We start from the raw sequence: 23,934 nt of genomic DNA, 5'->3' as shown, positions 1-23,934 counted from the left end.
ATACCTCCTTGAATGAACACACACAAACCCACCCGCCCAATGCCCGGTCCTAACCTGGCAGCTAGTAACTGTCTTCTTGCTGAGAACCATCCGGGCCCTTGATCACCATCAGTTGCGCCATGCCATCGGGCGCGAGGTCTTCCATGATTTCCATGAACGACTTGGGCACCAGGCGCCTGGCGCGCTCGAGGAGGATGGGCAAGGGGCTGGAAGGCTCATACTTGTGATAGTAGGCAATCAATTTTTCCAGCATGCGCACCACGTCGTCGCGGTTGGCGACGGCCCCGCTGATCAGGGCGGCGTGCGCGGCGCCGTCTGCGCGTGGGACGGCGCCGGCTTCTTCGTTGGCGAGCTCGGCCGGTGCGCGCGCGCTTTCGCGCAGCGCCAGGAAGTCGCGCCCGCGCTTGAGGGGGCGGGTGAGCGCATCGAGGTTGAGCGCTTGCGAACTGCCCACTTGGCGCACCAGCAAGGTTTCAATGCCGACGACGCTTTCCAGCGCGCGCCCGAGCAGATCGACCGCGGCGCTCAACGCGGCGGCGTCAACGTCGTCCAGCGAGCGTTGCAACGAATCGAGCGAGACCTTGTCCTGGCCCGGCGGCGGCGGCAATTCGCCGTTCGCAATCTCGAGCGTGCGCAGGCTGAACGGTCCCAGCCCCGGCAGCACGATCAGCGACGCTTCCTTCAAGTCCTTGAGGACGGTGCCGGCGTCGGCCAGGATGGCCAGCGAATTGATGCGCAACATCGGGTCGTTGTCGTCGTCGGCGTCCAGTTCGGGGTGGACGCTGTTCCAGCGCTCGTCGAGCAGGCGCTCGATCAGGCGCAGGCCGTCGGCCATGCCGGCCAGACCAGTGAGCGCCAGTTCGGCGCGCAGCAGGTAGACCGCCAGGCGCAGGTCGCGGCTGCGCTCGAGCAAGCCGGCAGCCATCTTGCGCACTGCTTTCCAGTCGGGCGGCACGGCCGGCGTGATAGTCTCGCCGTACTGCACTTCGGGCTTGCCAATCGCTTCCAGCTCCAGCGCGACAAAGATGGGATCGTATTCAAGGTTGGGGCCGCAAGGGGCTGCCGGATCGAGTTCCTGCAGCAGGCTCTCCACGTCAATCTGACTCAAAGGAGCACTCCCGCCAGGCAGACTGGTGCGTCAACATCGACGGCGAAGGCGGGCTCGGACAGTACGCGTGAGTGCGCATACCTTGCAATTATGGTCATGGTCATCCGCATTTAGAATTGTTGTATGGACACGGGACAGAAACCTCACTATACGGCAAAAAATCTCAAAAAATTACAAAAAAATATTTTTATTAGAACATCTTTACAAGGGCGTATATTCTGTAATATACGAGCCTAAAATAGCGGCCTCAACATTTGCTGCGGGCGGACCGATGCCCGTAAAAAGAGCGCGGACAGCGCCGCCGATCATGCCGCCGGCGAGCGCTTGCCCCTAGAATAAAAATGCGAGCAGGCGGCAACGTGCCGCCGCCTGGCCAACCAGAGTCCCTTCATGACACTTCCTTCTGACGACGAACGTACTGTCCTTGCGGCCAACAAGGCGGCGTCCGCTCCCGGCTCAAGCGGCGCCGCCGGCCCCGGCCACATGCCGGTGACGGGGCCGGCCACCGGCGCGCCGGCCGACGACGGACCCCACAATGCGCTGGCCGTGGGCACGCGCCTGGGAGAATTCGAGATCACGGGATTGCTCGGCGAAGGCGGCTTCGGGATCGTCTACCTGGCCTACGACAGCTCGCTCGAGCGCCACGTGGCCCTCAAGGAATACATGCCCTCCGCATTCGCTTCGCGCACCCTGCTCTCGGAAGTGCGGGTGAAGTCCGAGCGCCACCTGGAAACCTTCCAGGCCGGTCTGCGCAGCTTTGTCAATGAAGCGCGCATGCTGGCCCAGTTCGACCATCCGTCGCTGATCAAGGTCTACCGCTTCTGGGAAGCGAACGGCACGGCCTATATGATCATGCCGTACTACCAGGGCATCACGCTCAAGCAGGCTTTGCGCGAACGCACGGCGCCAGCGGACGAAGCGTGGCTGAAAAGCTTGCTTGCCCCGCTGCTCGACACGCTCACGCTGATTCACGACCAGCAATGCTTTCACCGTGACATTGCGCCCGACAACATCATGATGATTGATGAAGGCCAGCCGGTGCTGCTCGACTTCGGCGCCGCGCGGCGCGCCATCAGCGGCATGGATCAGGCGTTTACCGTCATCCTCAAGCAGGGTTACGCACCCATCGAGCAGTACGCCGAAACGCCGGGCATGCAACAGGGCGCCTGGACCGACCTGTTCGCGCTCGCCTCGGTCGTGCATTTCGCAATCGACGGCAAGGCGCCGCCGCCGGCGGTGGGGCGCGCCATCTCGGACCCGTACGTGCCGTTGGCGCAGCGCTACGCCGACCGTTACAGCGTCGCTTTCCTGACCGCCATCGACCAGGCGCTGTCGGTGCGGCCAGAAGAGCGCCCGCAAAGCGCGGCCGAGATGCGCGCGCTGCTGGGCCTGCCGCCCGGCGCCACCACGTACGCGCCGCCGGCGTCGGTGCGCCCGCCGTCGCCAAAGCCGCCGCCGCCGCCGCCGCTGGCCGCGCCGATGCCGGCGCCGGCGCCACATGCGCGCAAGGGTATGCTGATCGGGGGCGCTGTCGCCGGCGCGCTGGCGGTGGCGGCCGGGCTTGGCTACTTGATGATGGGAAAACCGGCCCGCGTGAATCAAGCTGTCCTGCCGGCGCCGGCGGTAGCCGTGGCTCCGCCGACGGCAGTGCAGCCAGTGGTGGTGCCGGTAGTGCATCCCGGCGTGGCGCCGCCAGTCGCCCCGCCCCCGGCCACGGCGGCGAGCGCGCCGTTCAACCCGCTCGCCGCATTTCAGCACGTGGTGGCCGGCGCCAGCGAGCAGCGCAGCGTGGGCATAGACAGCGGCCCCCGGCGGTTGCTGATCAAACGCGACCGTCTCGCTTTTTCAGTGACCGCTTCGCACGCAGGCTACCTGTACGTCCACCTGCTGGGGGCCGACCCGAAAACCTTTGTCATGCTGTTTCCAAACCGCTCGGACACGCGCAATCGGATCAAGGCCGGCGAAACGATCAAGCTGCCGCGCGGCTTCAAGCTTGAAATGACCGGGCCCGCCGGGCAGGATCATGTGCTGGTCATCGTCTCCGATGTAGAGCGCGATTTCAGCGCCACCGGCGGCGTCAAGGGTGGGGATTTCCTGGACTTTTCCCCTGCCGGCGCGGCCAGGGCGCTGCAACGCTACACGGGCGCGGCGCCCGTGTTCGCCGGGGTCCCGGTGTGCCCGGACCCGGCACAGTGCTCGCCGCTGTATGGCGCGAGCATGTTCTCGGTGGAAGAATACGCGAACTGACGCGCGCGCCACATCCCCGCTGCACGCTTACTTGGACAAATTGACGATCGTGACGCGGCGGTTCTCCGGGGCGGCCGGACTGGTTTTATTCATCAGCTCGCTTGCGCCCTTGCCGATTGGCTCCAGCCGCGCCGTATCGATCTGCTTGGCTGAAACCAGGTAGTCGCGCACCGATTCGGCGCGCGCCTGCGACAGCTTCAGGTTGACTTCCTGGCCGCCGCGCGGATCGGCGTGGCCCTCGATACCGAAGCGGAACGCGGCCAGCTTCTCGGACGCGAGCGCCTGGCCGACAACGTCGAGCGAGCGCTTGGCGTGCGCGGTGAGCGCGGCTGAATTGGTCTCAAAGGTGATCAGCAACGATGCAGCGGCGCGCTTGGCCGGCTGCTTGGGCGCCGCGCCGCCCGGTTGCTCGTCGCGGATGACGCGGATGCCGCGCGTGCGGATCGGCTCTTCGGCCGGGGTCAAGGCGTCGACCAGCGCATTTTCAGTCACCTGTCCCTCCTTCATGACCGGTGCCTGTTGGGCGCAGATGGGCAAGGCGGCAGCAACGAGACAAAACGAGATCAGCAATTTGGCGTACATGGTGGACTCCTGGTTAAGTGAAGCTCGACTTGGCCATTATGGAAACTTTTTTGCTTACTATACGGGAGAATGCGTCAATAATCGTAGTAAATTATTCACTTTGACGATCCGCCATTGCCGGTTCCGCAGGGCGGCGCGCTTGCTGCTTCCCGGCCCGGAGGGTGGGCCGCCAAGCCACGCGCGCGGGAGGTTGCGCGCCGGCCTTGGTAATTTGGCGCGGCGCTGCTATAATCTTGCTCGTCGCGGCTGTAGCTCAGTTGGATAGAGTACTTGGCTACGAACCAAGGGGTCGTGGGTTCAATTCCTGCCAGCCGCACCAACATTCGTAGGAAAAAAGACCTGGGTCGCATTGCGGCGCAGGTCTTTTTTTTCGTCCGCAGCAAGGTTAACCGCCGCGGCGATCAGACAGCAGGCAGGTCAGCCGTGCGGCAGTAAGGACGGCGCAAGCGCGCACCTGGCGAACAGCGCATGTGCGCGCCGGCGCCGGCCATCGGGTCGGCTTCTTGCAAGCTGGCCGCCGGCGCGGTGGGGCGCGGCGCCGGGGTCGACGCGGTGACGCCGAAGCAGGCGGCGTAGGCGCATCCCAGCGACGCTGCCGACAGAACAAAGAGCAAGAGCGCGGTCGCTGCGGTGGGGACAGATCCCGTTTTCAAGGAAGGGAGAGAAGTCATTGCATTCCAGTTGGCTGAAGTGAACAGAATACTTTCCTGCAATGCAAGTCGCGTGCCATGACAATTTGAGGCTAGCGATGACGAAAAATCAAGCACAACCAGGCATTGTCGTTAAAATTTTGTCACTGTCGCGACCATTCGCGACCACTCGTGACCATTTTTGTCACTTCTTGGGTGCAGCGCCACGGCATCGAGCGCGGAAAAAATGCGCGCAGCACAACGGCTTTGCGATTGCGGCAACAGCTGGTATAATTTGGTTCGTCGCGGCTGTAGCTCAGTTGGATAGAGTACTTGGCTACGAACCAAGGGGTCGTGGGTTCAATTCCTGCCAGCCGCACCAACAACACCAGACCAAAGGCCTGAAGAGCAATCTTCAGGCCTTTTTTCTTTGCAAGTCGCCTCTAGCGTGCTCGGCACAGGATGGCGACGCGACTGCGCGTAGGCGTGAACCGACCCACGCAGGGCAAGCTTGCGGGCCGGTCAGCACTTCGCGTCTCCTCTCCTATGACAGCGCCGGCCGCAGCGCTTCCAACAGCAATTTCCTGCCCGCCGGCACCAAGGCGCATGGCGTGGCGCACACGCTGCAGGCGGTCCGATTTTGAACGCCTCTTTGCTAGCATGAGATACCCCGACGCTTGATTAACCGGCTGCCCTCGGGCGGCTGTCTTTAAACGAGGTAACTTATGAAAAATTCGACATCCCTGATCGCTGCGCTGGTGCTGGCCACCGCGTCGCTTGGAACACCGGCGGCCCACGCCGACGATATCTCCAACGGGCCGCAGGCGCTCGCCGTTCTCGACAACAGCGCCTACTTCGGCGACTCCTTCGCGGCCAACAACAATGGCGACACCTTCATGGACCATTTCGTGTTCAATGTTTCGGGTGTGCCGCTGAACCTGGACGCCATCGTGTCCTCGGTGAGCCGCACGGCCGCCACCGGCCTGGATATCACGGCATTCGGACTGTTCTCGTCGGCCGGCTCGCTCATTAGCGCCGGCAGCGGCAGCTCGGGCGCGCAGGACGTCTGGACCGTCAGCGCCAACAACCTTGCCGAAGGCAGCTACTACCTGATGGTCAGCGGCACCATGTTGTCCGACACCTCCGGCAGCTTTGGCGGCGCCGTCATGCTCAACCCCGTGCCCGAGCCTGCCACCTATGGCATGCTGCTGGCCGGCCTGGGCGTGGTGGGCTTGCTCGGACGCCGGCGCAAGGCCGCCAATGAGCAGTAAGGCTGCACGAGCGCCATCGAGAACGCAAGGCAGCTTGCGTTCTCGATCAGGTCCGCACCTTCTTGACCACGGTGCGGTTGCCGAGGATTTCCTCAATCTGCTCGAAGCGCACCGGCTTGACCATATGATGGTCGAAGCCGGCCTCGAAGGCGAGCTGGCGGTCTTTTTGCTGGCCCCAGCCGGTGACGGCGATGAGCATCGTCATCGCCCCGCTGGGCAGACGCCGGATGCCGCGCGCCAGGTCGTAGCCCGACATTTGCGGCAGGCCGATGTCAAGAAACGCGTAATCGGGGCAAAAGCGCGCAGCAGCGGTCAGCGCATCGGGGCCGTTATGGGTGATCACGACGCTGTGTCCCATAGCTGAAAGCAAGGCGCCGATGCTGTTGACGAAGTCGATATTGTCGTCGGCCAGCAGGATGCGAAAGGTTTCCGCGCTCATGAAGGCGGCCGGGACCGACTTGGCAGGCAATTCCGGCTCGACTACAATCGGCAGGCGCACCACGAATTCGCTGCCGCGATTCAGGCCGGCGCTGTGGGCTTCGATGCTGCCGCCGTGCAGTTCGACCAGGCGGCGCGCCAGCGACAGGCCCACGCCCAGGCCGGCGTTGGTGCGCTCGAGCGTTGAATCGACTTGCACGAACATGTCGAACACGTGGTGCAGCATGTCGGGCGCAATGCCGATGCCGTTGTCGGCCACGTTGACGATCAAGTTGTGCTCCTCGACGCGCGCGGCCAGGCTGACGCGACCGCCGCGGTTGGTGTATTTGGCGGCATTGTTGAGCAGGTTCGACAAGATCTGCGCCAGGCGCGTGGCGTCGCCGTGCAGGAACACCGGACGGTCGGGCAATTCGATCACCAGCTCGTGGCCGTGCACCTCAATATACGAGCGCACCACCTCAAGTGCGTCATTGACGACCGCTTTCAGTTCCACCCGCCCCATCTTGATGGCAAACTTGCCGGTATTGATGCGAGAAACGTCAAGCAGGTCATCGACCAGGCGCACCATCTGGCGCAGCTGGCGCTCCATGATGTCGGTCGCCTTCTGGGTGGCGGTAGCGTCGCCGCTGCGAATGCGCAAAATATCCAGGCCGGTGCGAATGGGCGCCAGCGGATTGCGCAATTCGTGCGCCAGCGTGGCCAGGAACTCATCCTTGCGGCGGTCGGCCACGAGCAGCGCTTCCTCGGCCTGCTGACGCACCTGCATTTCGTGCTCGAGCGTCAGGTTCGCTTCCTGCAAGGCGTGCGCGCGCTTGCCGATCTCGGCCAGCATGTCATTGAAGGCGGCCACCAGCACCTCGATCTCGCCGCCGCTGTGGCCCGGCACGCGCAGGCTGAAGTCGCGCCGCTGCATCACTTCGCGCGCCACCCCCGTCACCGCCAGCAAAGGGGCCGTGATGCCTTGTTGCAGTCGCGAAGCAACCAGCGCGGCGAGCACCAATGACGCGAGCAGCACCGCGCCCAGGATGGCGGCATAGTTCAGCAGGCGCTCGACCAGGCCGTAGCGGGCGCGCAGGTAGACTGTGCCGAGCACCTCGCCGTTGTCGATGACTGGATGATAGACGACCAGTTCGCCATCGTCGATGCTGTAACCGGGCGCCCCGGGGCGCGGCGGATAGCTGACCAGGCGCGATCCCTGGGCGTAGGAAGCGAAGCGCGCCCCGTTGGCGCCGTAAATGGCGCCGGCCAGGATCTGGGGACGCACCCGCAGCACCGCCAGATTTTGCTGCGCGCTCCTGGCGTCGTTGAAGGTGAGCGCCGGCGCGGTAACGCTGGCGATCAGGTCGGCCTGGGTCATCAGTTCATCAACCCAATATTGCTTGAAGGTGCGCAGGTCGTACAGCAGCATCGCCAGCGAGGAGGCGAACAGCGCCACGAACGTGGTTGCGACCGCCATCAATATCAGCTTGCTGCGCACCGAGCCGCTGTCAGGGTGCTTGCTGTCTTGCCAGCTCATGGCGCGGCCTTGTATACCTGGTTGGCCACTGTCAGCAGGCGCGAACTGAGCTTGACGCTGTTTTTTTCCGCCGCGCCCAGCGAGACGTCGAAACGCACGCGCTCTTCGACGATCCTGAAGTTGATGACGCTGCCCTGGCGCAAGCCGTCTTCCGCTTCAGTGACCAGCAGCACCGGCGCCGGCGCGAGCGAACGCAGCACGTTGCGCACCTTGAGCGCGTCGGCGCCGCCGACAAAGAGCAGGTGCACGCCGCCGGGCGCATCTTGCTCGCGCAGCACCCTGACCGTGATCGGATGCGCGCCAACCGTGCGCCCGCTGACGATGCGCGTCAGTTCGGCGGCCAGTTCGTCGGCATCGACGACGCCGATCACCAGGGGCGCACCCGCCTCACCCAGCGCACCAGGGGGAAAGTCGGTGTAGCCAAGAAACTTGTACAGGAAGGCTGCCTTGACCTTGCGCTCGAGCGACGTGGTCGTACCCGCTTGCGCCCTTGTCAGGACCGGTACGCCGGCGAGCAGCGCGCCGATCGCCAATCCCAGCACGGTCCGGCGCCGCCCCGGTGCGCACTCGCCACTCAAGCGAACGCACCTTCGCGCCTGGGAAGACGGCGCGCCTGGTGTGAAAGGATGAGATATGTGCACGTTCTTGTTATCGTAAAACATTTTCTGCTGTGCATAAAGAGCGCACGTTTGGCGACGGGGCCGAAACGGTGAATATTTCATTTTTTGAGCAAGCATCGAGCGACCATCGAGCAATCGGCCTGCATTTGCCACCGAACTGCCGCGCATCCGCCGTGCAATTGTCAAGCAAGTAGCAGGCACAATCGCGCAACCGGGCGCGCCCCTGCCCGGCTGCTACAGCACGCCGTACTCCGCAGCCGCCTTGGCTGCCCACAACGCTTCATTGTAGGTAGGATACGGTGCGTCGTAGGTATCGACGGCGCCGTCGGCATCGATGAAGCTGTTCCACCAGCCATCGGCCCTGGCGCAAATGGCGATGTCGCCCGGTCCGCAATGGCTGGCGATCGGCTCGTCCGGCCCAAGGATGACGATATTGACTTTCCGGTGCGTGATAATGGTGGCCATGCTGTTCCCCGCTTGCGGACGGCGTTATACGCTCATCCCATACCTGACATCACAAAGATAAATTAGCAACGCGCCTTGCATTTTGGCATGATGCATCTGTCTCCTCTATTCTTCCTCAAAGAAAAATAGATTTAGCCCGCTCCCTGAGCGGGCTTTTTTTTGCCCACCCCCGCCGCCATCTACCCCGGGGTGGATGTTGCCTCGGAAACGGACGAAAAGTCGCGCTTGGTGTACGATAGCCAAATATTTGCGCTTCTACAACTTCCAACTGATGATACAGGCAACCAATGCTCGCACCTAGCACAAGCGCGGGGCTGGCGGCAGCTTTCGACTGGCTTTCCACCGACCTCGGCGATAGCGCCGCCTGGCCGCACACGCTGCGCCTTTCCATGGAGATCATGCTCGGCGCGCCCTCCCCCATGTTGCTGCTATGGGGTCCGCGCCGCATCGCCGCCTTTAATGCCGCGTATGCCGAACTGGCCGGTCCGCAGCATCCGCCCGCGCCCGGCGGCAACGCGGCGGCGCCCATTTCCGCGCCGCTGGCCGCCGCGCCCAACGCCTTTGCCCGCGCCGCCAACGGCGAAGCGCTGCACCTGCAGCAGGCGCTCGCGCTGTCGGGCACCGGCACTCACCCACAGTTGCTGTGCGACCTGCACCTGACCCCGCTGCGCGACGAACAGGGCGTGGTCCAGGGCGTGTTGTGCGCCGTGGCGCGCAGCGCCGAGCCGGCCCTGCCACCGGTTGCGCAGGCGCTGCGCGTGCTGGTGGTGGAAGACAACCTCGATTCGCAATACCTGGTGTGCGAAATGCTCAAGGCCTTCGGCCATGAAGCGCTCGGCGTAGGCCATGCCGAAGGCGCCCTCGAGCAACTCGGGCAGGCCAGCTTCGACGTGCTGTTTTCGGACGTCAGCCTGCCCGGCATGTCGGGCGTGGACCTGGCGCGCAAGGCGCTCGCCGAGCACCCGTCAATGCAGGTTATTTTTGCCTCCGGTTACGGTGAAGCGCTGCTGCGCCATGTCGAGTTCCCCTTCCAGTCCTTGCAAAAGCCGTATGAAATCGAGCAGTTGCAAGCGGCGCTGGCGCGCGCCGGCGCCATGCCAAGTGTGTGAGTCAATCCTGGCGCCCTGGGCTAGAATTGGACCCGGGCCGGCCGGCAGGCGTGGCCCCGTGCCGGTGGGCCTGCGTTGCGCCTTCCGGCTCCTGACCGAAGCACACTGATGATCATTCCTACTGAACCGATCGGCAGCATTCCCCGGCCCGCGGAGCTCGTCGCCGCGGCCAACCAGGATGATGTTGCCGGCCCCCAGCTCGAAGCCATGTACGAGGCGGCCGTGCGCGACACCGTCGCGCGCTTCGAGGCGACCGGCTCGCCCGTCATTACCGATGGCGAACAGCGCAAATACCATAACTTCTGGACCTATTGCGTGCACGGCGCGCGCAATATGGCGCCCGACGGCTTCCAGATCCCCTTCGCGGCCGGCCATACCCGGCGCATGCCGCGCCTGACGAGCGGGCCGTTCAGCTACCAGCGCTACGCCGACGAATACCTCGTCACCGCCCAGCGCTACGCGCGCGCGCCGGTCAAGCAAGCGGTCATTTCGCCGTCCGCGCTGTCGCTGATGTACCCGCCCGAGGGCCTGCCCGACTATCCGCGCGAGCAATTCCTTCACGATTTGCTGGCCGAGCACGAAACCGAGGTGCGGCGCTGCCTGGCACGCGGCGCGCACAAGGTGCAAATCGATTTCACCGAAGGACGCCTTGCCATGAAGCTCGATCCAAGCGGCGAGCTGCTCAACAGTTTTATCGACCTCAACAACATGGCGCTGACCCGTTTTTCGCCCGCCGAGCGCGCCCGCATCGGCGTGCACACCTGCCCTGGCGGGGACCGCGACTCGACCCATAGCCTGGATATCGACTACGCCGAACTGCTGCCCAGCCTGTTTGAATTAAAGGTCGGCAATTTCTACATTGCACTGGCCGGCGAAGCCGATCCGCAGCGCGTGCTCAAGATCATCGCCCGCTACCTCAAGCCGTCCCAACGCGTGTTTGTCGGCGTCATCGATCCGCTCAATGCCCACATCGACAGCGCCGAGGAAGTCTGCGCGCGCGTGCTGCAGGCCGCGCGCATCATTCCGCTGGCCCAGCTTGGCACCACGGACGATTGCGGCTTCTCACCGTTTTGCGACGACAAATCGACCACCCGCGACACGGCCTTCGCCAAGATCGGCGCGCGCGTCGAAGGCACCGCGCTGGCCGCGGCCCGGATCGAGGAGCGCGCATGAACGAAGACATGGATGAAATCGAACAAATGCGCTCGGTAGCGCTGCGCAACGCCAACAGCGTGCTGGTCGCGCGCCAGCGCGCGCAGCAAGAGTTGCTTGAGGCACGCGACGAACTCAAGCGCGCAAAGACGCGTATGGAAAACATGCTCGAAAGCTTGACCGACGGCTTTTGCGCCGTCGACCTGGCGTGGCGCATCACGTACATCAATGCGCGCGCGCTGCAACTGCTGGGCGCCGGCGGCCAGCGCCCCGCCGACCTGCTGGGCCAGTCGATCTGGGACGCTTTTCCGGCACTGCGCGGCAGCGCCATGCAGGCACACTGCCAGCGCGCCGTCGCCGCGCAGCAGACCGTCAGCGCCGAATTGCTCTACACGCAGCTCGATTGCTGGTTCGACCTGCGCGCCTACCCGTCGCCCGAAGGGTTGACGATCTATATCCAGGATATCAGCAAGCGGCGCGCCGACGAAAAAGCGTTGCAGGACGGCAGCAACCGCCTGCAAGTAGCGCTCTCGGCCGGGCGCCTGGGCGACTGGCGCTGGGACGCGGCCAGCGACCGGGTCACGCTGGGCGCGCGCGCGGCTGAAATCTTCGGCCTGGCGCCGGAAACGCCGATGCCGTGGAGCGCGCTGCGCGACCGCATGCACGACACTGACCACGAGGCGGCGCGCACCGAATTTTTGCAGGCCGTGGCCGAGCGCACCGACCTGAACATCGAATGCCGGCTGAAACACGCGGGCGACGGCAGCGAGGCGGCCTGGATCGGCGTGGTGGGCCGCATCGACTACGACAACGAAAGCGACGGCGACGGCGCCGGCGCGGTGCTTGGCATGACGGGCGTGGTGCAAGACATCAGCACCCGCAAGAGCGCCGAAGACACGTTGCGCGAGAGCGAGGAAGTGCTGCGCGCACTGGCCAATTCGATCCCCCAGCTGGCCTGGATGGCGCAGGCCGATGGCGCCATTGTCTGGTTCAACGAGCGCTGGTACGACTACACGGGCACCACGCCCGAGCAGGTGGTCGGCTGGGGCTGGCAAGCGACTCAGGACCCGGACGTGCTGCCGCAAATGCTGGCGCGCTGGCACGAGTCCCTGCACACCGGCAATCCGTTCGAGATGGAATATCCGATCCGCGGCGCCGACGGCCAGTACCGCTGGTTCCTCACGCGCGTGAACGCCGTGCGCGACCGCCTCGGCCACGTGGTGCGCTGGTTCGGCACCAATACCGACGTCGACCAGGTCAAGCGCGTGGAGCAGGCGCTGCGCGAAGAATCGAACGTGCTTGAGCTACTCAACAGCACCGGCACGGCGCTCGCTTCGCAGCGCGACTTGCGCTCGCTGCTGCAAACGGTCACCGACGCCGCCACGGGCGTCTCGGGCGCGCGCTTCGGCGCCTTTTTCTATCATGGCAAGGATCCGGACGGCGACCTGTTTACGCTGCATACCGTCAGCGGCACCGCGCCGGCCGGCTTCGACCCGTTCGGGCAAGCGCACGGCAGCACCTTGTTCGAACCCGGTTTGCAAGGCGATGGCGTCACGCGCCTGGCCGACATCACCCAGGACGATCGCTACCGCCAGGCGGAACCATTTTTCAGCAAGTGCGATGGCAACGGCGATGGCAACAGCGACGGCAGCACCGGCGGCGCGGCCGATTGCGCGCCTGCCGTGCGCAGCTACCTGGCCGTGCCGGTCATTGCGCGCTCGGGCGAAGTACTCGGCAACCTGTTTTTCGGCCATCCGGAAGCGGGCATATTTACTGAACGCACCGAACGCATCGTCGGCGGCATCGCGGCCCAGGCCGCAGTGGCGATTGACAACACGCGCTTGTACGAAGCGGCCCAGCGCGCCGCCGAAGAACGCAAGGTATTGCTTGAAAGCGAACGCTCGGCGCGCGCTGAAGCGGAGCGCACCAGCCAGATGAAAGATGAATTTCTGGCCACGCTGTCGCACGAATTGCGCACGCCGCTCTCGGCCATTTTGGGCTGGGCCCAAGTGCTGCGGCGCGGCAGCCGCGACACGGCCGACCTGCAACGCGGCCTGCAGACCATCGAGCGCAATGCGCGCGCCCAGGCGCAGCTGATCGAGGACTTGCTCGACATGAGCCGCATCACGTCCGGCAAGGTGCTGCTCGACATGCAGACGGTGGCGCCGTCGGTGTTCATCGATGCCGCCATCGAAACGGTGCGCCCTGCCGCGGACGCGAAAAATATCCGCCTTGAAAAGCACTACGACCCGGCCGTCGGTCCGATTGCCGGCGACCCGGCCAGGCTGCAACAGGTCATCTGGAATTTGTTGTCGAACGCAATTAAGTTCACCCCGCGCGACGGACGCGTGGACATTTTGCTGAGCGCCCTGGACGGTTATGTCGAAATTGCCGTGCAAGACAACGGCGTGGGCATCAAGCCCGAATTCATGGCCCATGTGTTCGAGCGCTTTCGCCAGGGCGACGCCTCGACCACGCGCAAGCACGGCGGCCTGGGGCTGGGGCTGTCGATCGTCAAGCACTTGATCGAGCAGCATGGCGGCACCGTGCGGGTCGACAGCGAAGGCGAGGAGCGCGGCGCCAGCTTTACGCTCACGCTGCCGTCGGCCAATCGGCAAAGCCTGTCGTCGCGCCCGGACCGGCCGGCGTATCGCTCACCCTCGCCCCTTGCCGCCGACATTTTGCAGCGCGACATGGCCGGCTTGCGCGTGCTGGTGGTTGACGACGAAGCCGACGCGCGCGAGCTGATCAACCGTATCCTGTCGGACTGCCACGCCATCGTGCGCACTGCCGGCAGCGCCGCTCAGGCGCTCGCTGCCATTGCCGAGGAAATGCCGGACGTGCTGGTAAGCGACCTGGGCATGCCCGACGTCGACGGTTTTGAATTGCTGGCGCGGGTGCGGGCCCTGGGTCCGGCGCACGGTGGCTTGCTGCCAGCGGTGGCGCTGACGGCCTTTGCCCGCTCTGAAGACAGGTTGCGCGCGCTCGAAGCGGGGTTCGGGGCGCACATCTCCAAGCCGGTCGAGCCAAGCGAGCTGATAGCCACGGTGGCGGCGATGGCGCCTGGTCATAATAAATAGCTAAGGAATCGGCCTCCTACCGTCCTACGCGGCGCTGTCCTACAAGAAATATTCCTGGTGCTGATACACTATGTGGATTGATAGTGAATCGGTGCCCCAATGTTACGCGGCTCCCCCATTCCGCTTTAAACGAGATTGCCGTATGCCAAGCCGAGACGAAATACTGAACGCGAAGATTCTTGTGGTCGATGATTCAGCTGACAATATTGAATTGATGGAAGAGATTTTGCGGGAAGAAGGCTATGTTTGCGTCAGCTCGACCATGCTCCCCGAACAAGTCTGCCCACTGCACCGCCAGCACTGTTACGACTTGATCTTGCTCGACCTGCAAATGCCTGGCCTGAATGGTTTTCAGGTCATGAAGGGCTTGAAGGAAATTGAACAGGGTGGCTACTTGCCCGTATTGGCGCTCACCGCGCAACCGAGTTTCAAGATAGCCGCACTCGAAGCGGGCGCGCGCGACTTCATCAGCAAACCGTTCGACTTGCTCGAGGTGCATAAGCGCATCCACAACATGCTGGAAGTGCGCTTGCTGTACAAGGAGCTGGCGCAGTACAGCAAGACGCAGCAAGCGCTCGCGCTGCACGATCCGCTGACCGGGCTGCCCAACCGGCGCCTGTTGGAAGACCGTATCGAAACCACGCTCCAGCATGCCAGCCGCAACCACCACAAGGCGGCCATCATGTACCTGGACCTGGACGGGTTCAAGGCCATCAACGATACCTACGGGCACGCTTACGGCGATGAAGTGCTGAAAATCGTCGCACAAAGGCTGGTGGCGGCGTCGCGCAAGGAAGACACGGTGGCCCGGCTGGGCGGTGATGAATTCATGGTCGTGCTGGGTGAAGTGCACAGCCTGGCCGATGCGCAAGGGCCGGCGGCCAAACTGGTCGAAGCCGTTTCCGAACCGTTTTTCATCAATGACCTCACCTTGCAACTGTCCACCAGCATTGGCATTAGCATCTATCCCGATGACGCCGAGAATGTCGAGTCCCTGATCAGCATTGCCGATTACGCGCTGTATGAAGCCAAGCGCGGCGGCAAGAACCGGTTCTGCGCCACCTCCACGCAATCGGCGCCCCTGCCGCCTCCCCAAAAAAAAGTTAACCTGGCGCCCCACCGCTGACACCAATAGTCGCTTGCGGCGCTGGAACGACCAGGCCGCCAGCGGCGCTAACGCAGGCTGCCTACAAGAGCGCTGCATACAAGGGCAGCGCAGGTCATTTACCATTAAAAAAGCGGGCCGCAGCCCGCTTTTTTAATGCTGCACGATCAGCTTACGCCGACTTGCCCTTGCCTTTTTCGGTGCTTGCTTCCACTTCTTTGGCGTGCTGGTGATCGGTGCTGGCATCGACCATGTCGGGCGGCACTTCAATGCGCGTAATGCCGGAGTCGACGGAAATCGGGTCGCTCGCCGGGAACGTCATTTCGACCGCGTCATCAAGCAGCGTTTCCTTGGCCACTTGCTCGGGCGTATCGCATTCTTCGGCAGCCAAGGTCTTGATGGCCGTGGCCCACTTGACGAACTTGAGCTCGGCCAGGTCCCCGATGGTGGTGATGCCGAAAGCGGCGTGCAAGGCCTTGGCGTCCCCGGTGCTCAAGCCGCGCATGGCGGAAAGCGGTGCGTTGCAAATATCGCGGAAACATTTTCCTGCGAACTCATTGTCGACTACGGTATTGATATTCATTTTCTGTCCTCTCGAAGTGCTGCCCGGTGGGGCGATGTCCCTAAACTGACTTGACTATCGCACAACAAGCACGGCGCGTATGTGCGCCAGCGAACCTAGCCATGTATCCTTATGCACACGGTCCGTTTGGACTGCATTTTCCTGCGTGGATATGATAGGAGGAAATGTACTTGCGGCACGATTCACGGGAGTTTTCACAGAGGAAATTTCACGATTCTGCTATCCTGTGAGCTGAGACAAGCGGACCCAACAAAACTTGACCGTGCAGTACAGGAACGACGTGCCAAAAATAGAAAAACCGAAAATTCTCGTGGTCAACGATGACGCCGCGAGCTTGCTGGCCCTGACCAGCCTGCTTGATCAATGGGCGGAAGAATCGGGCTACGACGTCATCTCGGCGCGCTCGGGGCAGCAGGCGCTGCGCCAGGTATTGCTGCACGATTTTGCCGTCATTCTGCTCGACGTCAATATGCCCGGCATGGACGGTTTTGAAACGGCCGAAGCGATCCACCAGCGCACCCGCTCGGCCGATATCCCCATCATTTTCGTGACCGCCTTCCTGGCCGATGAAATCGACCGTCTCAAGGCTTACCAGCGCGGCGCGGCCGACTTTCTGTTCACCCCGGTGATCCCGCAAATCCTGCACGCCAAGGTCCAGGTGTTCGTGGCGCTGGCCACCAAGAATGAAGAACTCAAGCGCCAGGCCCACAAGCTGTCCCAGCGCACCACCGAACTGACCGCCACCAACAAGCGCCTCACCCGCGAAATGGAAGAGCGGCAGGCGGCGGAACGCAAGAGCCACGCCAAAGACGAGTTCCTCGCGATGCTGGGCCATGAACTGCGTAATCCTTTGTCGGCCATCAGCAGCGCCGCTGCCCTGATCGGCCTGGCCGGAGCCGGACCGGACACGGTCGCGCGCGCCCGCCAGATCATCCAGCGTCAGAGCCAGCACTTGTCGCGCATCGTGGACGACCTGCTTGACCTGTCGCGCGCCATGTCCGGCAAGATCCTGCTGGCGCGCCGGCCGGTCGACCTGGCCGCGCTGGTCTCGGCCTGCCTCGACACCTTCAAGGCCACCGGCCGCACGGGCAACTATTTATTGAACACAAACATGGCGCAAGCCTGGGTCGATGGCGACCCGACCCGGCTTGAGCAGATCGCCACCAACCTGATCGACAATGCGCTCAAGTACACGCCACCGGGCGGCGCCATCGACATTGCCGTCAGGGACGATGACGACGACATTATCTTGACCGTGCGCGATACGGGCGTGGGCATTTCCGAAGAATTGCTGCCCCATGTATTTGATGTGTTCGTGCAGGCCAGCACCACGCTGGACCGTTCGCAAGGGGGCCTGGGCATTGGCCTGGCGCTGGTGGGCCGGCTGGTCGAGCTGCACGGCGGCAGCGTCAGCGCGCACAGCAGCGGCGCCAGCGCCGGCAGCACCTTCGCCATCCGCCTGCCGCGCGCCGCGGCGGCGCCCGCCCCGGCGAACGAGTCGCCGTCCCACCTGGACACCGGCAAGCCAAGCGTGCTGCTGATCGAAGACAATGACGACGGCCGCGAAATGATGGCCACCATGCTCACCGCCTGCGGCTACCCGATCAAGCACGCCGCCGATGGCTTGCAGGGCGTCGACATGGCCGTGGCACACCCGCCCGACGTGGCGCTGGTCGATATCGGCCTGCCCGGCATCGACGGCTACGAAGTGGCGCGCCGCCTGCGCAAGAACGATGGTACGCGCCACATCAAGCTCATTGCACTGACCGGCTACGGGCTGCCCGAAGACCAGCGCCGCGTGCTCGAAGCAGGCTTCGATATGCATTTGGTTAAGCCAGTGGACATCAACCACCTGCTCGAAGCGCTCACCCAATGCGCGATCCTGCCGGCCGAATAAACGCAGCTGCCTTGTTGTGCCCGCTCTTGCCTACAAGGCTAACAAGACTCACAAGGTCGCGCTGATTTCCTCTTTGCGCGCCAGCATGTCGTCAGCCAGAGCCTCCAGGTCCAGCCCCGCTTTTTCCGCCTTGGGAAACATTTCCTTCTCTTCTTGCGTGACGTGGTGCGCGACTTGCTCGCCCAGCACCTTCACCTTGGCGTCGTACAAGTCATCGTCCGGATCCATGTCCTGGATCTGCGCGATCAAGTCCTTGGCGCCGGCGTGTTCGACCGCCGCTTCGTCGAGCAGGTCGGCCGCATTCTTGTCCGCTGGGCGCAGGGCCGGGTAGAAAATCTCTTCTTCCACCATGGTGTGCAGCGTCAGCGCCATGCAGATATCGTCGGCCAGATGCTTCTTTTTGCTGCCTGCGCTTTCGCCCAGCGCCGCTTACTGCTCGAACAAGTCTTGTAGTTCGCGATGGTCGGCTGACAATATCGAAATGGCGTCAACGGTCTTGGCATTCATGCGTATCCCTCCGGTCGGTTCTGGTTGGCCCTTGACGGGCCTTACCGTCAGCTTGGACAAACGGGCCGGCGCCGACTGTGCGCCAGTTCACGCACGCGTGCACTGAACTGGCGACAGGCGCATGCGAGCTGTTGTATGATTTGGGAAACATTCACGAAGTCGAGCATGAACGCACCGGCACCCGGACAATTTGACCCCGAAGTTGAACGCAAGGTGGCCGCGCGCACCGCGGACCTCGCCGAGCTGTTGGGCCACCTGACCACCTGCTGGGACGACGAACGGCGGGATCTGGCCCGCAAACTGCACGACAGCCTGGGTTCGTCCATGACGGCGCTCACCATGCACCTGGCCCTGCTGACGCAACAACTGCCCGCCGACAAAACACTGCAAAACCGCACCGCGCAAATGAAAACGCTGTTGATGAACATCATCAACACCAACCGCGAGATGCAGATCACGATCTGGAACGACAAGCTGGAGTTCTTGGGCGTGAAAGCGGCTCTGAGCGAACTGGTGCACGAGTTCGGCAAGCTGCACCCGATCACCGCCCGCATCAGCCTGCCTGACGAAGACGCGGCCTACCCGCGCGACCAGGGCGTCGCCCTGCTGCGTGCCTGCGAAGAAGGTTTGCGCAACGTGCTGGCGCACGCGCACGCCACCGGCGTTGACGTGGTACTTGACGACAACGACGAAGAAATCATGCTGACCGTGCGCGACAACGGCATCGGTTCGGCCGACTACGACCGCAAGGCAAGCGACTGCCACGGCTTGCGCCTGCTGCGCGCGCGCGCCGGCTACCTGGGCGGACGGCTGTCCGTGACCGCCCTGCCCGGCGGCGGGACGGCGCTGGCGATCATCCTGCCGCGCCAGCCTGAATGTCCTCCCTCGCTGATCAGTGCAGCTTGACCAGCGGCGAACTGCGCCGGATTAAAAAGCGCGCCAGCGCCAGCAGCGCCGTTTTCAGTGCGCCCAGCACGGCCGCATGATGCATCAGGTGCAAGCTTGCGTACATCATCCGCGCAAAAAAGCCATCGATGAAAAAGTTCAATCCTTTTAGCGAACCCATCAGGCTACCGACCGTATTACGGTGCCCGAACGACACCAGCGAGCCGTAGTCGCGGTAAACATAGGGTGTGTTGTCAGGCGCCTTGCCCGCCGCGCGGCGCGCAAGCTGGCGGCACAGGTAATCGGCCTGCTGGTGCGCGGCCTGGGCGCGCGGCGGCACTTGCTTGCCGTTGCCCCCCATGCTGGCGGCGCAATCGCCCAGTGCGTAGATGTCGGCAAAGCCGGTGACGCGCAGCGTACCATCCACTTCGAGCTGGCCGCCCTGATTCACCGGCAAGCCGAGCTGCGCCAGCCAGGCAGGCGCGCGAATGCCGGCGGCCCAGACGCACAGGCTGGCCGGATAGGCGGCGCCGTCGGCGTCGAGCACCCGGTCCGCTTCGATGCTGGCCACGTGGCACCCGGTAACGACCTTGACGCCGCGTTCTTCAAGCAGCTTGTGGGCGGGGGCCGAGTCGCGCTCGGGCAGCGGCGCCAGGATGCGCGGCGCCCCTTCAAGCAGCAAGATGCGCACGTCCCGTTCGGGCCGCAGGTGGGCAAAGCCGTAGGCGGCGTATACCCCGCTCGCTTCGCGCAGTTCGGCGGCCAGCTCCACCCCAGTGGCGCCGGCGCCGATGATGACGATGTCGACCGCGCCCTGGCCGCCTGCGGCGCGCCGGGTATCGGCCTGCGCCAGACGGGTCAGCAGCAGCAGGCGAAAGCGTTCTGCGTCTTCGGTGGCATTGAGGGAAATGGTGTGTTCGGCCGCGCCGGGCACGCCGAAGTAATTCGAGGTACTACCCACGGCAATGACCAGCGTATGGAAAGAGAGGGTACGCTGCGGCAAGACCAACTCGCCGTTTGCGCCGGCAATGGGGCCAACGGTCAGGCTGTGCGCCGGCGCATTGAGCGCGGTAAGGGCACCATAGACGAACGTGAAACCGTTGTCATGCGCCAGCTTCTGGTAGGACAAGCCTTCCTGGTGCAGGTCGAGCGTCCCGGCCGCTACCTCATGCAGCGAGGGCTTCCAGATATGGGTCAGGCCCCGGTCGACCAGCGTGACCTTGCCCGCTCCCAGCTTGCGCCCCAGCTTGCAGGCCAGTTCCAGCCCGCCGGCGCCGCCTCCGACAATGACGATGTCACCCTGCACGCGATCCTCCCGTCCACCGTTATTGGACGAGAGTTTACTACGCGCCGCAACAGGAGCGGCGCACGGCGGGTGGCCTTAGTCCTTGTCGTGGCCTTTTCCGTGGCCCTTGTCATGCTTGCCTTCGTGCTTGTCCTCGTGCTTGCCTTCGTGCTTGCCTTCGTGCTTGTCGTAGTTGTCGTGATTGGTACGCTCGTCGAGCCGGAAGCCGCGCTGGTCATTGTCGCGCCGGTTGTCGTAACGGTTCTCGTCGCGGTGGCCATCGCCCCCATGCGAGCGGCGATACTGCGGAGCATAAGTATTGTTGTACCAGCTGTCCTGCACAAAATAGACTGGCCGGCCGCAGGCGTTGTAGGCAGCGCAGTGCTTGCTCCACTTCTTGGCGTGGCCGGGCGGCACGCGCAGGTACATCGGCGGCGCGTTGCGGTATTGCGGCATTTGCTGGATGATCATCGGCTGCTGGTAGATCACCGGCGGACGCGACAGGTTACCCAGGTCGATGCTGCCGTAGTAGCCCGACTGGCCCAGCTGCAGGCTGAGATTTTGCGCCATCGCGCCGGCCGCAGCCGTCATGATCATTGCGGCGATTAGTAATTTTTTCATTGTGTGCCTCTTCGCAAGTGACGAAACGCCAATGGCGCCTGACCACAGGCAGCGGGCTGATGCCCGCTCCTGGTCATGCACGAAGTTTAACAGAGGCAACATGAACTTCTGTTCGCCAACACACATAGTTACCGCTGCTTACACGCATTACATGTTGCGAAACAGCGACATGAATGGCTGGCTGACCGACAGCGTCTCCGGCCGCGTTTTCAGCCTGACCATGCCCCTGCCCGCGTCATCGCGCGTGATCGACGCCACCGCCCGCAGGTTGACGATGGTCGAGCGGTGGATCTGCTTGAAGATCGCCGGGTCGAGCACGTCGAGCAGTTCGCGGATCGGTTTGCGCAGCAACGCTTCGCCGCCCGCCGTCATCACCACCGTGTACTTGGTGTCCGACTGGAAGTAGGCCACATCGTCAACCATGATCAGGCGCGTTTCGGCGCCCGCGCTGGCGGTCAGCCACACCAGCGGCGGCTCCTTGCCGCTGTTGGGAATGCTGCGGCCAAGCCGCTCCACCAGGGCGGCCAGCGCGGCGCTGTCGCCGGCGCCGCCGGCGATGCGCGCTTTCAAGCGCTGCACCGTGGCCGCCAGGCGGGCCCGCGCCACGGGCTTGAGCAGGTAGTCGACTGCGCCCTTGTCAAAGGCGTCGATTGCGTACTGGTCGTAGGCGGTGACGAACACCGCCTGGGTGCCGGGGCTGGCGTCGGGCAGTGCGGCGGCTACTTCCAGGCCGCTCAAGCCGGGCATGCGAATGTCTAAAAAGGCCACCTCGGGCTGGTGCAGGGCAATCGCTTCCAGCGCGCTGCCGCCGTCGTCGCAGGCCGCGACAATGTTCAGTTCCGGCCAGACCTCGCCCAGCAGCATCACCAGCGCCTCGCGCAGCAGCGTTTCATCTTCGGCAATTACGCACTTAGTCATGCTGCGCTCCCTTTTTGATCGTGTTCAGGGCGGTGTTGGGCACCGTGATCGTGGCCGCAACCCCGCTGGGAAAATTGGCCACGATGGCAAACGAGGCGGCGCTGCCGTAGGCCAGGCGCAGCCGTTCGCGCACATTGCGCAGTCCGATGCCGGTGCCGCCGCCCTCGGCCGAAAAACCGCGCCCGTCGTCGGCCACCGTGACCGCCACCGCGGTCTCGTGGGTGCGCGCCAGGATCCACACCGTGCCTCCGCCGGACTTGGGTTCAAGCCCGTGCTTGATGGCGTTTTCCACCAGCGTTTGCAGCATCATCGTGGGAAACAGCACGGCGCGCAGCGCAGCGGGGACCTCGACCTGCAGCGACAGGCGGCTGCCCATGCGAATTTTCAGAATGTCGAGGTAAGCCTGGGCCCGTTCGAGTTCATCGCCAATGGTCGAGAGGCTATCTTCGGTGCGCGGCAGCGAATGGCGCAGGTATAGAATCAGGTTGCCCAGCATCTCGTCAGCGCGGGCCGGATCGGTGCGCGTGAGCAGTTGGGCGCTGGCCAGCGTGTTGTACAAAAAGTGCGGCTCGACCTGGGCGTGCAGCAAACTCAATTTGGCCACCGTCAATTCCTTTTCGGTGGCGCTTTGGACCACGCTGGCCTGCTCGGCGCGGCGCAGGCCGGCCACGCGCCGCGTAACCGAGCGCACGATCGCTTCCGCGTTTTCCAGGTTGGTGGCGAAGTCGACGAAAAACCAGTCGCTCCAGGCTGAGCGCTCCGGTTCGCAAATGAGCGTCACGCTGCCGGCCTCGCCATTCGGCGCGACCGTCACCAGGATCTGGTTGAAGTGGGTGCGCAAGTGGCGCGTGAACTGGATTTGCACCGTGTCGCCACTGTAAGGGTCGATACGCTTGATCTTGGCGCGCAGTTGCAAGCTGTCGCGCGCGCTGTCGACCGACTCGATGCCCGGCAGTTCGCGCACCGCCGCCTCGACCAGGTCGAAGGCGGCTCCCGCTTCGAACGGGATTTCGATCTGGCGCCGCTGGCGGTTCGACAGCGAGCTGCTGTTGACTTCGCCGGTAATCAGGCGCACCCGGCGCAGGTGCGAAAAGGCCGTGATCAAGACCACGGCGCCGAGCAGCATGCCGGTCGCCGCAATAAAGCCGCCGGCGTCGCGCCCGATCGGTTGCAGCAGCGCGTCGTTGGCGATCAAGGCGCACAGGAAATACAGCACCATCCAGGAAACGGTGAGGCGAAACAGGAAAAAGAGGCTGGTCATGAGGGGTTCCGGGTCAGTAGTCGTAGGCGCAGCTTAGCAAGCGCGGTCCGTGACTTCCGGCATTATCCGACAGAACCCCGCAGGGGCCGACGGAGGCGGGAAAACCAGCCAATGTCATCGTCGACGGTCCTATCGCAGTAGCGCATCATGTCCTCCATGGCGGCGGGAGCATCCACACCGGCTATATTCTCGGGCGTGGTATTTCTGCGGCATAACAGCACACGGTTGACGATGGTGCCCGTTATCCAGCGGCAGCCCCCTACCTGGACGTTCGTATAGCCGCGACAGGACAATTTGAATGTCAGCGATTGCGCCATGCCAGCGGCCGCGCCGCCGAAACACGACCATAGGATGACCTTGCCCGCAAACGCTTTCGGCAGACCCCGTTTCTCGAGCAGGCGAGCCAGTGAGCGCGCCGAATGCGTATACCCGGCGTCTTTTTGAATGCGGTCGCCATAATTTCCATGTCCCAAAATCAGCAAGTCGTGATGCAGATGGGCCAGACTAATTTCCGGTGATGAGACATCGCTCCCCACATTGCCTTGAGCCGAAGGCTGGCAATGCAGCGTCGCGGCCGCGCTGGCCCACCTTTGTGGGACGGACACGGGCGGACAGGCTAAACTGTCGGCTCCATTCCCAACGCTGCAAGGTTTGC

Annotated in this window: 21 protein-coding genes, 2 tRNA genes and 1 other annotated feature; of the genes, 10 read left to right on the top strand and 13 right to left on the bottom strand. The window is 63.8% G+C overall.

The features are described from left to right. Window positions 1-61: 61 nt before the first annotated feature. Window positions 62-1,108 (bottom strand): type VI secretion system protein TssA, encoded by a 1,047-nt coding sequence (tssA, locus tag ACP7D4_RS10920; RefSeq protein ID WP_426104331.1) that lies wholly within the window; start codon window positions 1,106-1,108, stop codon window positions 62-64. Window positions 1,109-1,498: 390 nt separating this feature from the next. On the opposite strand from tssA, the gene ACP7D4_RS10915 reads away from it, so the two are divergent. Then, the gene (locus ACP7D4_RS10915) at window positions 1,499-3,355 is read left to right on the top strand and encodes a protein kinase domain-containing protein (RefSeq protein ID WP_426209065.1); all 1,857 of its coding nucleotides are present in this window, start codon (window positions 1,499-1,501) and stop codon (window positions 3,353-3,355) included. Window positions 3,356-3,382: 27 nt separating this feature from the next. Here the strand turns inward: ACP7D4_RS10915 and ACP7D4_RS10910 are convergent, their stop codons facing one another. Continuing rightward, entirely contained in the window at window positions 3,383-3,937 is a 555-nt protein-coding gene (locus ACP7D4_RS10910) for an OmpA family protein (protein WP_426209063.1), read from the bottom strand. Between the two features lie 242 nt (window positions 3,938-4,179). On the opposite strand from ACP7D4_RS10910, the gene ACP7D4_RS10905 reads away from it, so the two are divergent. After that, window positions 4,180-4,256, top strand: a tRNA-Arg gene (locus tag ACP7D4_RS10905). 82 nt (window positions 4,257-4,338) lie between these two features. Here the strand turns inward: ACP7D4_RS10905 and ACP7D4_RS10900 are convergent. Then, on the bottom strand, window positions 4,339-4,608 hold the full coding sequence (locus ACP7D4_RS10900) for a hypothetical protein (protein WP_426209061.1): 270 nt from the start codon (window positions 4,606-4,608) through the stop codon (window positions 4,339-4,341). Between the two features lie 263 nt (window positions 4,609-4,871). Here ACP7D4_RS10900 and ACP7D4_RS10895 point away from each other — a divergent pair. Then, window positions 4,872-4,948, top strand: a tRNA-Arg gene (locus ACP7D4_RS10895). A 343-nt stretch (window positions 4,949-5,291) separates the two neighbouring features. Continuing rightward, complete coding sequence (locus ACP7D4_RS10890; RefSeq protein WP_426105763.1) at window positions 5,292-5,837, top strand: FxDxF family PEP-CTERM protein; 546 nt, start codon at window positions 5,292-5,294, stop codon at window positions 5,835-5,837. Window positions 5,838-5,883: 46 nt separating this feature from the next. Here ACP7D4_RS10890 and ACP7D4_RS10885 read toward each other — a convergent pair whose 3' ends face one another. From ACP7D4_RS10885 to ACP7D4_RS10875, 3 genes are all read right to left on the bottom strand, one after another. Beyond that, a complete protein-coding gene (locus tag ACP7D4_RS10885) occupies window positions 5,884-7,791 on the bottom strand; it encodes a hybrid sensor histidine kinase/response regulator (protein WP_426209060.1) in 1,908 nt (635 codons plus the stop codon). Continuing rightward, entirely contained in the window at window positions 7,788-8,369 is a 582-nt protein-coding gene (locus ACP7D4_RS10880) for a YfiR family protein (RefSeq protein WP_426209058.1), read from the bottom strand. Before ACP7D4_RS10880 ends, ACP7D4_RS10885 begins: the two co-directional genes overlap by 4 nt. 276 nt (window positions 8,370-8,645) lie before the next feature. Beyond that, window positions 8,646-8,876, bottom strand: coding sequence for a hypothetical protein (locus ACP7D4_RS10875; protein WP_426105758.1), 231 nt, complete (start codon window positions 8,874-8,876; stop codon window positions 8,646-8,648). Window positions 8,877-8,933: 57 nt separating this feature from the next. Beyond that, window positions 8,934-9,037: a sequence feature (Trp leader region), on the top strand. Window positions 9,038-9,163: 126 nt separating this feature from the next. On the opposite strand from ACP7D4_RS10875, the gene ACP7D4_RS10870 reads away from it, so the two are divergent. The 4 genes from ACP7D4_RS10870 (at window position 9,164) to ACP7D4_RS10855 (ending at window position 15,343) form a co-directional block, all read left to right on the top strand. Next, window positions 9,164-9,985 (top strand): response regulator, encoded by an 822-nt coding sequence (locus ACP7D4_RS10870; protein WP_426209057.1) that lies wholly within the window; start codon window positions 9,164-9,166, stop codon window positions 9,983-9,985. A gap of 108 nt (window positions 9,986-10,093) precedes the next feature. Continuing rightward, window positions 10,094-11,158, top strand: coding sequence for a 5-methyltetrahydropteroyltriglutamate--homocysteine methyltransferase (locus ACP7D4_RS10865; RefSeq protein WP_426105756.1), 1,065 nt, complete (start codon window positions 10,094-10,096; stop codon window positions 11,156-11,158). Next, window positions 11,155-14,217, top strand: a complete 3,063-nt coding sequence (locus tag ACP7D4_RS10860; RefSeq protein ID WP_426209056.1) for an ATP-binding protein — start codon at window positions 11,155-11,157, stop codon at window positions 14,215-14,217. Before ACP7D4_RS10865 ends, ACP7D4_RS10860 begins: the two co-directional genes overlap by 4 nt. Before the next feature lie 142 nt (window positions 14,218-14,359). After that, window positions 14,360-15,343, top strand: a complete 984-nt coding sequence (locus tag ACP7D4_RS10855; protein WP_426209055.1) for a diguanylate cyclase domain-containing protein — start codon at window positions 14,360-14,362, stop codon at window positions 15,341-15,343. A 151-nt stretch (window positions 15,344-15,494) separates the two neighbouring features. Here ACP7D4_RS10855 and ACP7D4_RS10850 read toward each other — a convergent pair whose 3' ends face one another. After that, the gene (locus tag ACP7D4_RS10850; protein WP_426209054.1) at window positions 15,495-15,905 is read right to left on the bottom strand and encodes a hypothetical protein; all 411 of its coding nucleotides are present in this window, start codon (window positions 15,903-15,905) and stop codon (window positions 15,495-15,497) included. 280 nt (window positions 15,906-16,185) lie between these two features. Between ACP7D4_RS10850 and ACP7D4_RS10845 the strand changes: the two genes are divergently transcribed. Next, window positions 16,186-17,802, top strand: coding sequence for a response regulator (locus ACP7D4_RS10845; RefSeq protein WP_426209053.1), 1,617 nt, complete (start codon window positions 16,186-16,188; stop codon window positions 17,800-17,802). Window positions 17,803-17,850: 48 nt separating this feature from the next. Here the strand turns inward: ACP7D4_RS10845 and ACP7D4_RS10840 are convergent, their stop codons facing one another. After that, a complete protein-coding gene (locus tag ACP7D4_RS10840; RefSeq protein ID WP_426209251.1) occupies window positions 17,851-18,225 on the bottom strand; it encodes a hemerythrin domain-containing protein in 375 nt (124 codons plus the stop codon). 249 nt (window positions 18,226-18,474) lie between these two features. On the opposite strand from ACP7D4_RS10840, the gene ACP7D4_RS10835 reads away from it, so the two are divergent. Next, window positions 18,475-19,215, top strand: a complete 741-nt coding sequence (locus ACP7D4_RS10835; RefSeq protein ID WP_426209051.1) for a sensor histidine kinase — start codon at window positions 18,475-18,477, stop codon at window positions 19,213-19,215. On the opposite strand, the gene ACP7D4_RS10830 is transcribed toward ACP7D4_RS10835, so the two are convergent. The 5 genes from ACP7D4_RS10830 to ACP7D4_RS10810 all read right to left on the bottom strand — a co-directional run bounded on the left by ACP7D4_RS10830 (window position 19,202) and on the right by ACP7D4_RS10810 (window position 23,884). Continuing rightward, window positions 19,202-20,500: an NAD(P)/FAD-dependent oxidoreductase gene (locus ACP7D4_RS10830; protein ID WP_426209050.1), complete on the bottom strand. Its 1,299-nt coding sequence runs from the start codon at window positions 20,498-20,500 to the stop codon at window positions 19,202-19,204. The two genes, ACP7D4_RS10835 and ACP7D4_RS10830, sit on opposite strands and share 14 nt — an antisense overlap. Before the next feature lie 75 nt (window positions 20,501-20,575). Further along, window positions 20,576-21,100, bottom strand: a complete 525-nt coding sequence (locus tag ACP7D4_RS10825) for a hypothetical protein (RefSeq protein ID WP_426105748.1) — start codon at window positions 21,098-21,100, stop codon at window positions 20,576-20,578. Window positions 21,101-21,247: 147 nt separating this feature from the next. Further along, window positions 21,248-22,018, bottom strand: a complete 771-nt coding sequence (locus tag ACP7D4_RS10820) for a LytR/AlgR family response regulator transcription factor (RefSeq protein WP_426209048.1) — start codon at window positions 22,016-22,018, stop codon at window positions 21,248-21,250. Further along, window positions 22,011-23,279 carry a sensor histidine kinase gene (locus ACP7D4_RS10815; protein ID WP_426209047.1) on the bottom strand — a complete coding sequence of 423 codons (1,269 nt, stop codon included), beginning with the start codon at window positions 23,277-23,279 and terminating at the stop codon, window positions 22,011-22,013. Before ACP7D4_RS10815 ends, ACP7D4_RS10820 begins: the two co-directional genes overlap by 8 nt. A gap of 62 nt (window positions 23,280-23,341) precedes the next feature. Further along, the gene (locus ACP7D4_RS10810) at window positions 23,342-23,884 is read right to left on the bottom strand and encodes a hypothetical protein (RefSeq protein ID WP_426209046.1); all 543 of its coding nucleotides are present in this window, start codon (window positions 23,882-23,884) and stop codon (window positions 23,342-23,344) included. Window positions 23,885-23,934 lie beyond the last annotated feature (50 nt).

Origin of the sequence: Massilia sp. TWP1-3-3 (genome assembly GCF_049897805.1) — a bacterium.
Lineage (GTDB): Bacteria > Pseudomonadota > Gammaproteobacteria > Burkholderiales > Burkholderiaceae_D > Telluria_A.
This window is presented reverse-complemented; position numbering and strand designations above follow the sequence as displayed.

What these genes read in the sequence shown, in the direction of transcription:
- ACP7D4_RS10815 (WP_426209047.1), bottom strand. Translation starts at nt 23,279, where the DNA reads ATGACCAGCCTCTTTTTCCTGTTTCGCCTCACCGTTTCCTGGATGGTG.
- ACP7D4_RS10890 (WP_426105763.1), top strand. Translation starts at nt 5,292, where the DNA reads ATGAAAAATTCGACATCCCTGATCGCTGCGCTGGTGCTGGCCACCGCG.
- ACP7D4_RS10870 (WP_426209057.1), top strand. Translation starts at nt 9,164, where the DNA reads ATGCTCGCACCTAGCACAAGCGCGGGGCTGGCGGCAGCTTTCGACTGG.
- ACP7D4_RS10885 (WP_426209060.1), bottom strand. Translation starts at nt 7,791, where the DNA reads ATGAGCTGGCAAGACAGCAAGCACCCTGACAGCGGCTCGGTGCGCAGC.
- ACP7D4_RS10835 (WP_426209051.1), top strand. Translation starts at nt 18,475, where the DNA reads ATGAACGCACCGGCACCCGGACAATTTGACCCCGAAGTTGAACGCAAG.
- ACP7D4_RS10860 (WP_426209056.1), top strand. Translation starts at nt 11,155, where the DNA reads ATGAACGAAGACATGGATGAAATCGAACAAATGCGCTCGGTAGCGCTG.
- ACP7D4_RS10820 (WP_426209048.1), bottom strand. Translation starts at nt 22,018, where the DNA reads ATGACTAAGTGCGTAATTGCCGAAGATGAAACGCTGCTGCGCGAGGCG.
- ACP7D4_RS10825 (WP_426105748.1), bottom strand. Translation starts at nt 21,100, where the DNA reads ATGAAAAAATTACTAATCGCCGCAATGATCATGACGGCTGCGGCCGGC.
- ACP7D4_RS10910 (WP_426209063.1), bottom strand. Translation starts at nt 3,937, where the DNA reads ATGTACGCCAAATTGCTGATCTCGTTTTGTCTCGTTGCTGCCGCCTTG.
- ACP7D4_RS10855 (WP_426209055.1), top strand. Translation starts at nt 14,360, where the DNA reads ATGCCAAGCCGAGACGAAATACTGAACGCGAAGATTCTTGTGGTCGAT.
- ACP7D4_RS10850 (WP_426209054.1), bottom strand. Translation starts at nt 15,905, where the DNA reads ATGAATATCAATACCGTAGTCGACAATGAGTTCGCAGGAAAATGTTTC.
- ACP7D4_RS10900 (WP_426209061.1), bottom strand. Translation starts at nt 4,608, where the DNA reads ATGACTTCTCTCCCTTCCTTGAAAACGGGATCTGTCCCCACCGCAGCG.
- ACP7D4_RS10915 (WP_426209065.1), top strand. Translation starts at nt 1,499, where the DNA reads ATGACACTTCCTTCTGACGACGAACGTACTGTCCTTGCGGCCAACAAG.
- ACP7D4_RS10865 (WP_426105756.1), top strand. Translation starts at nt 10,094, where the DNA reads ATGATCATTCCTACTGAACCGATCGGCAGCATTCCCCGGCCCGCGGAG.
- ACP7D4_RS10875 (WP_426105758.1), bottom strand. Translation starts at nt 8,876, where the DNA reads ATGGCCACCATTATCACGCACCGGAAAGTCAATATCGTCATCCTTGGG.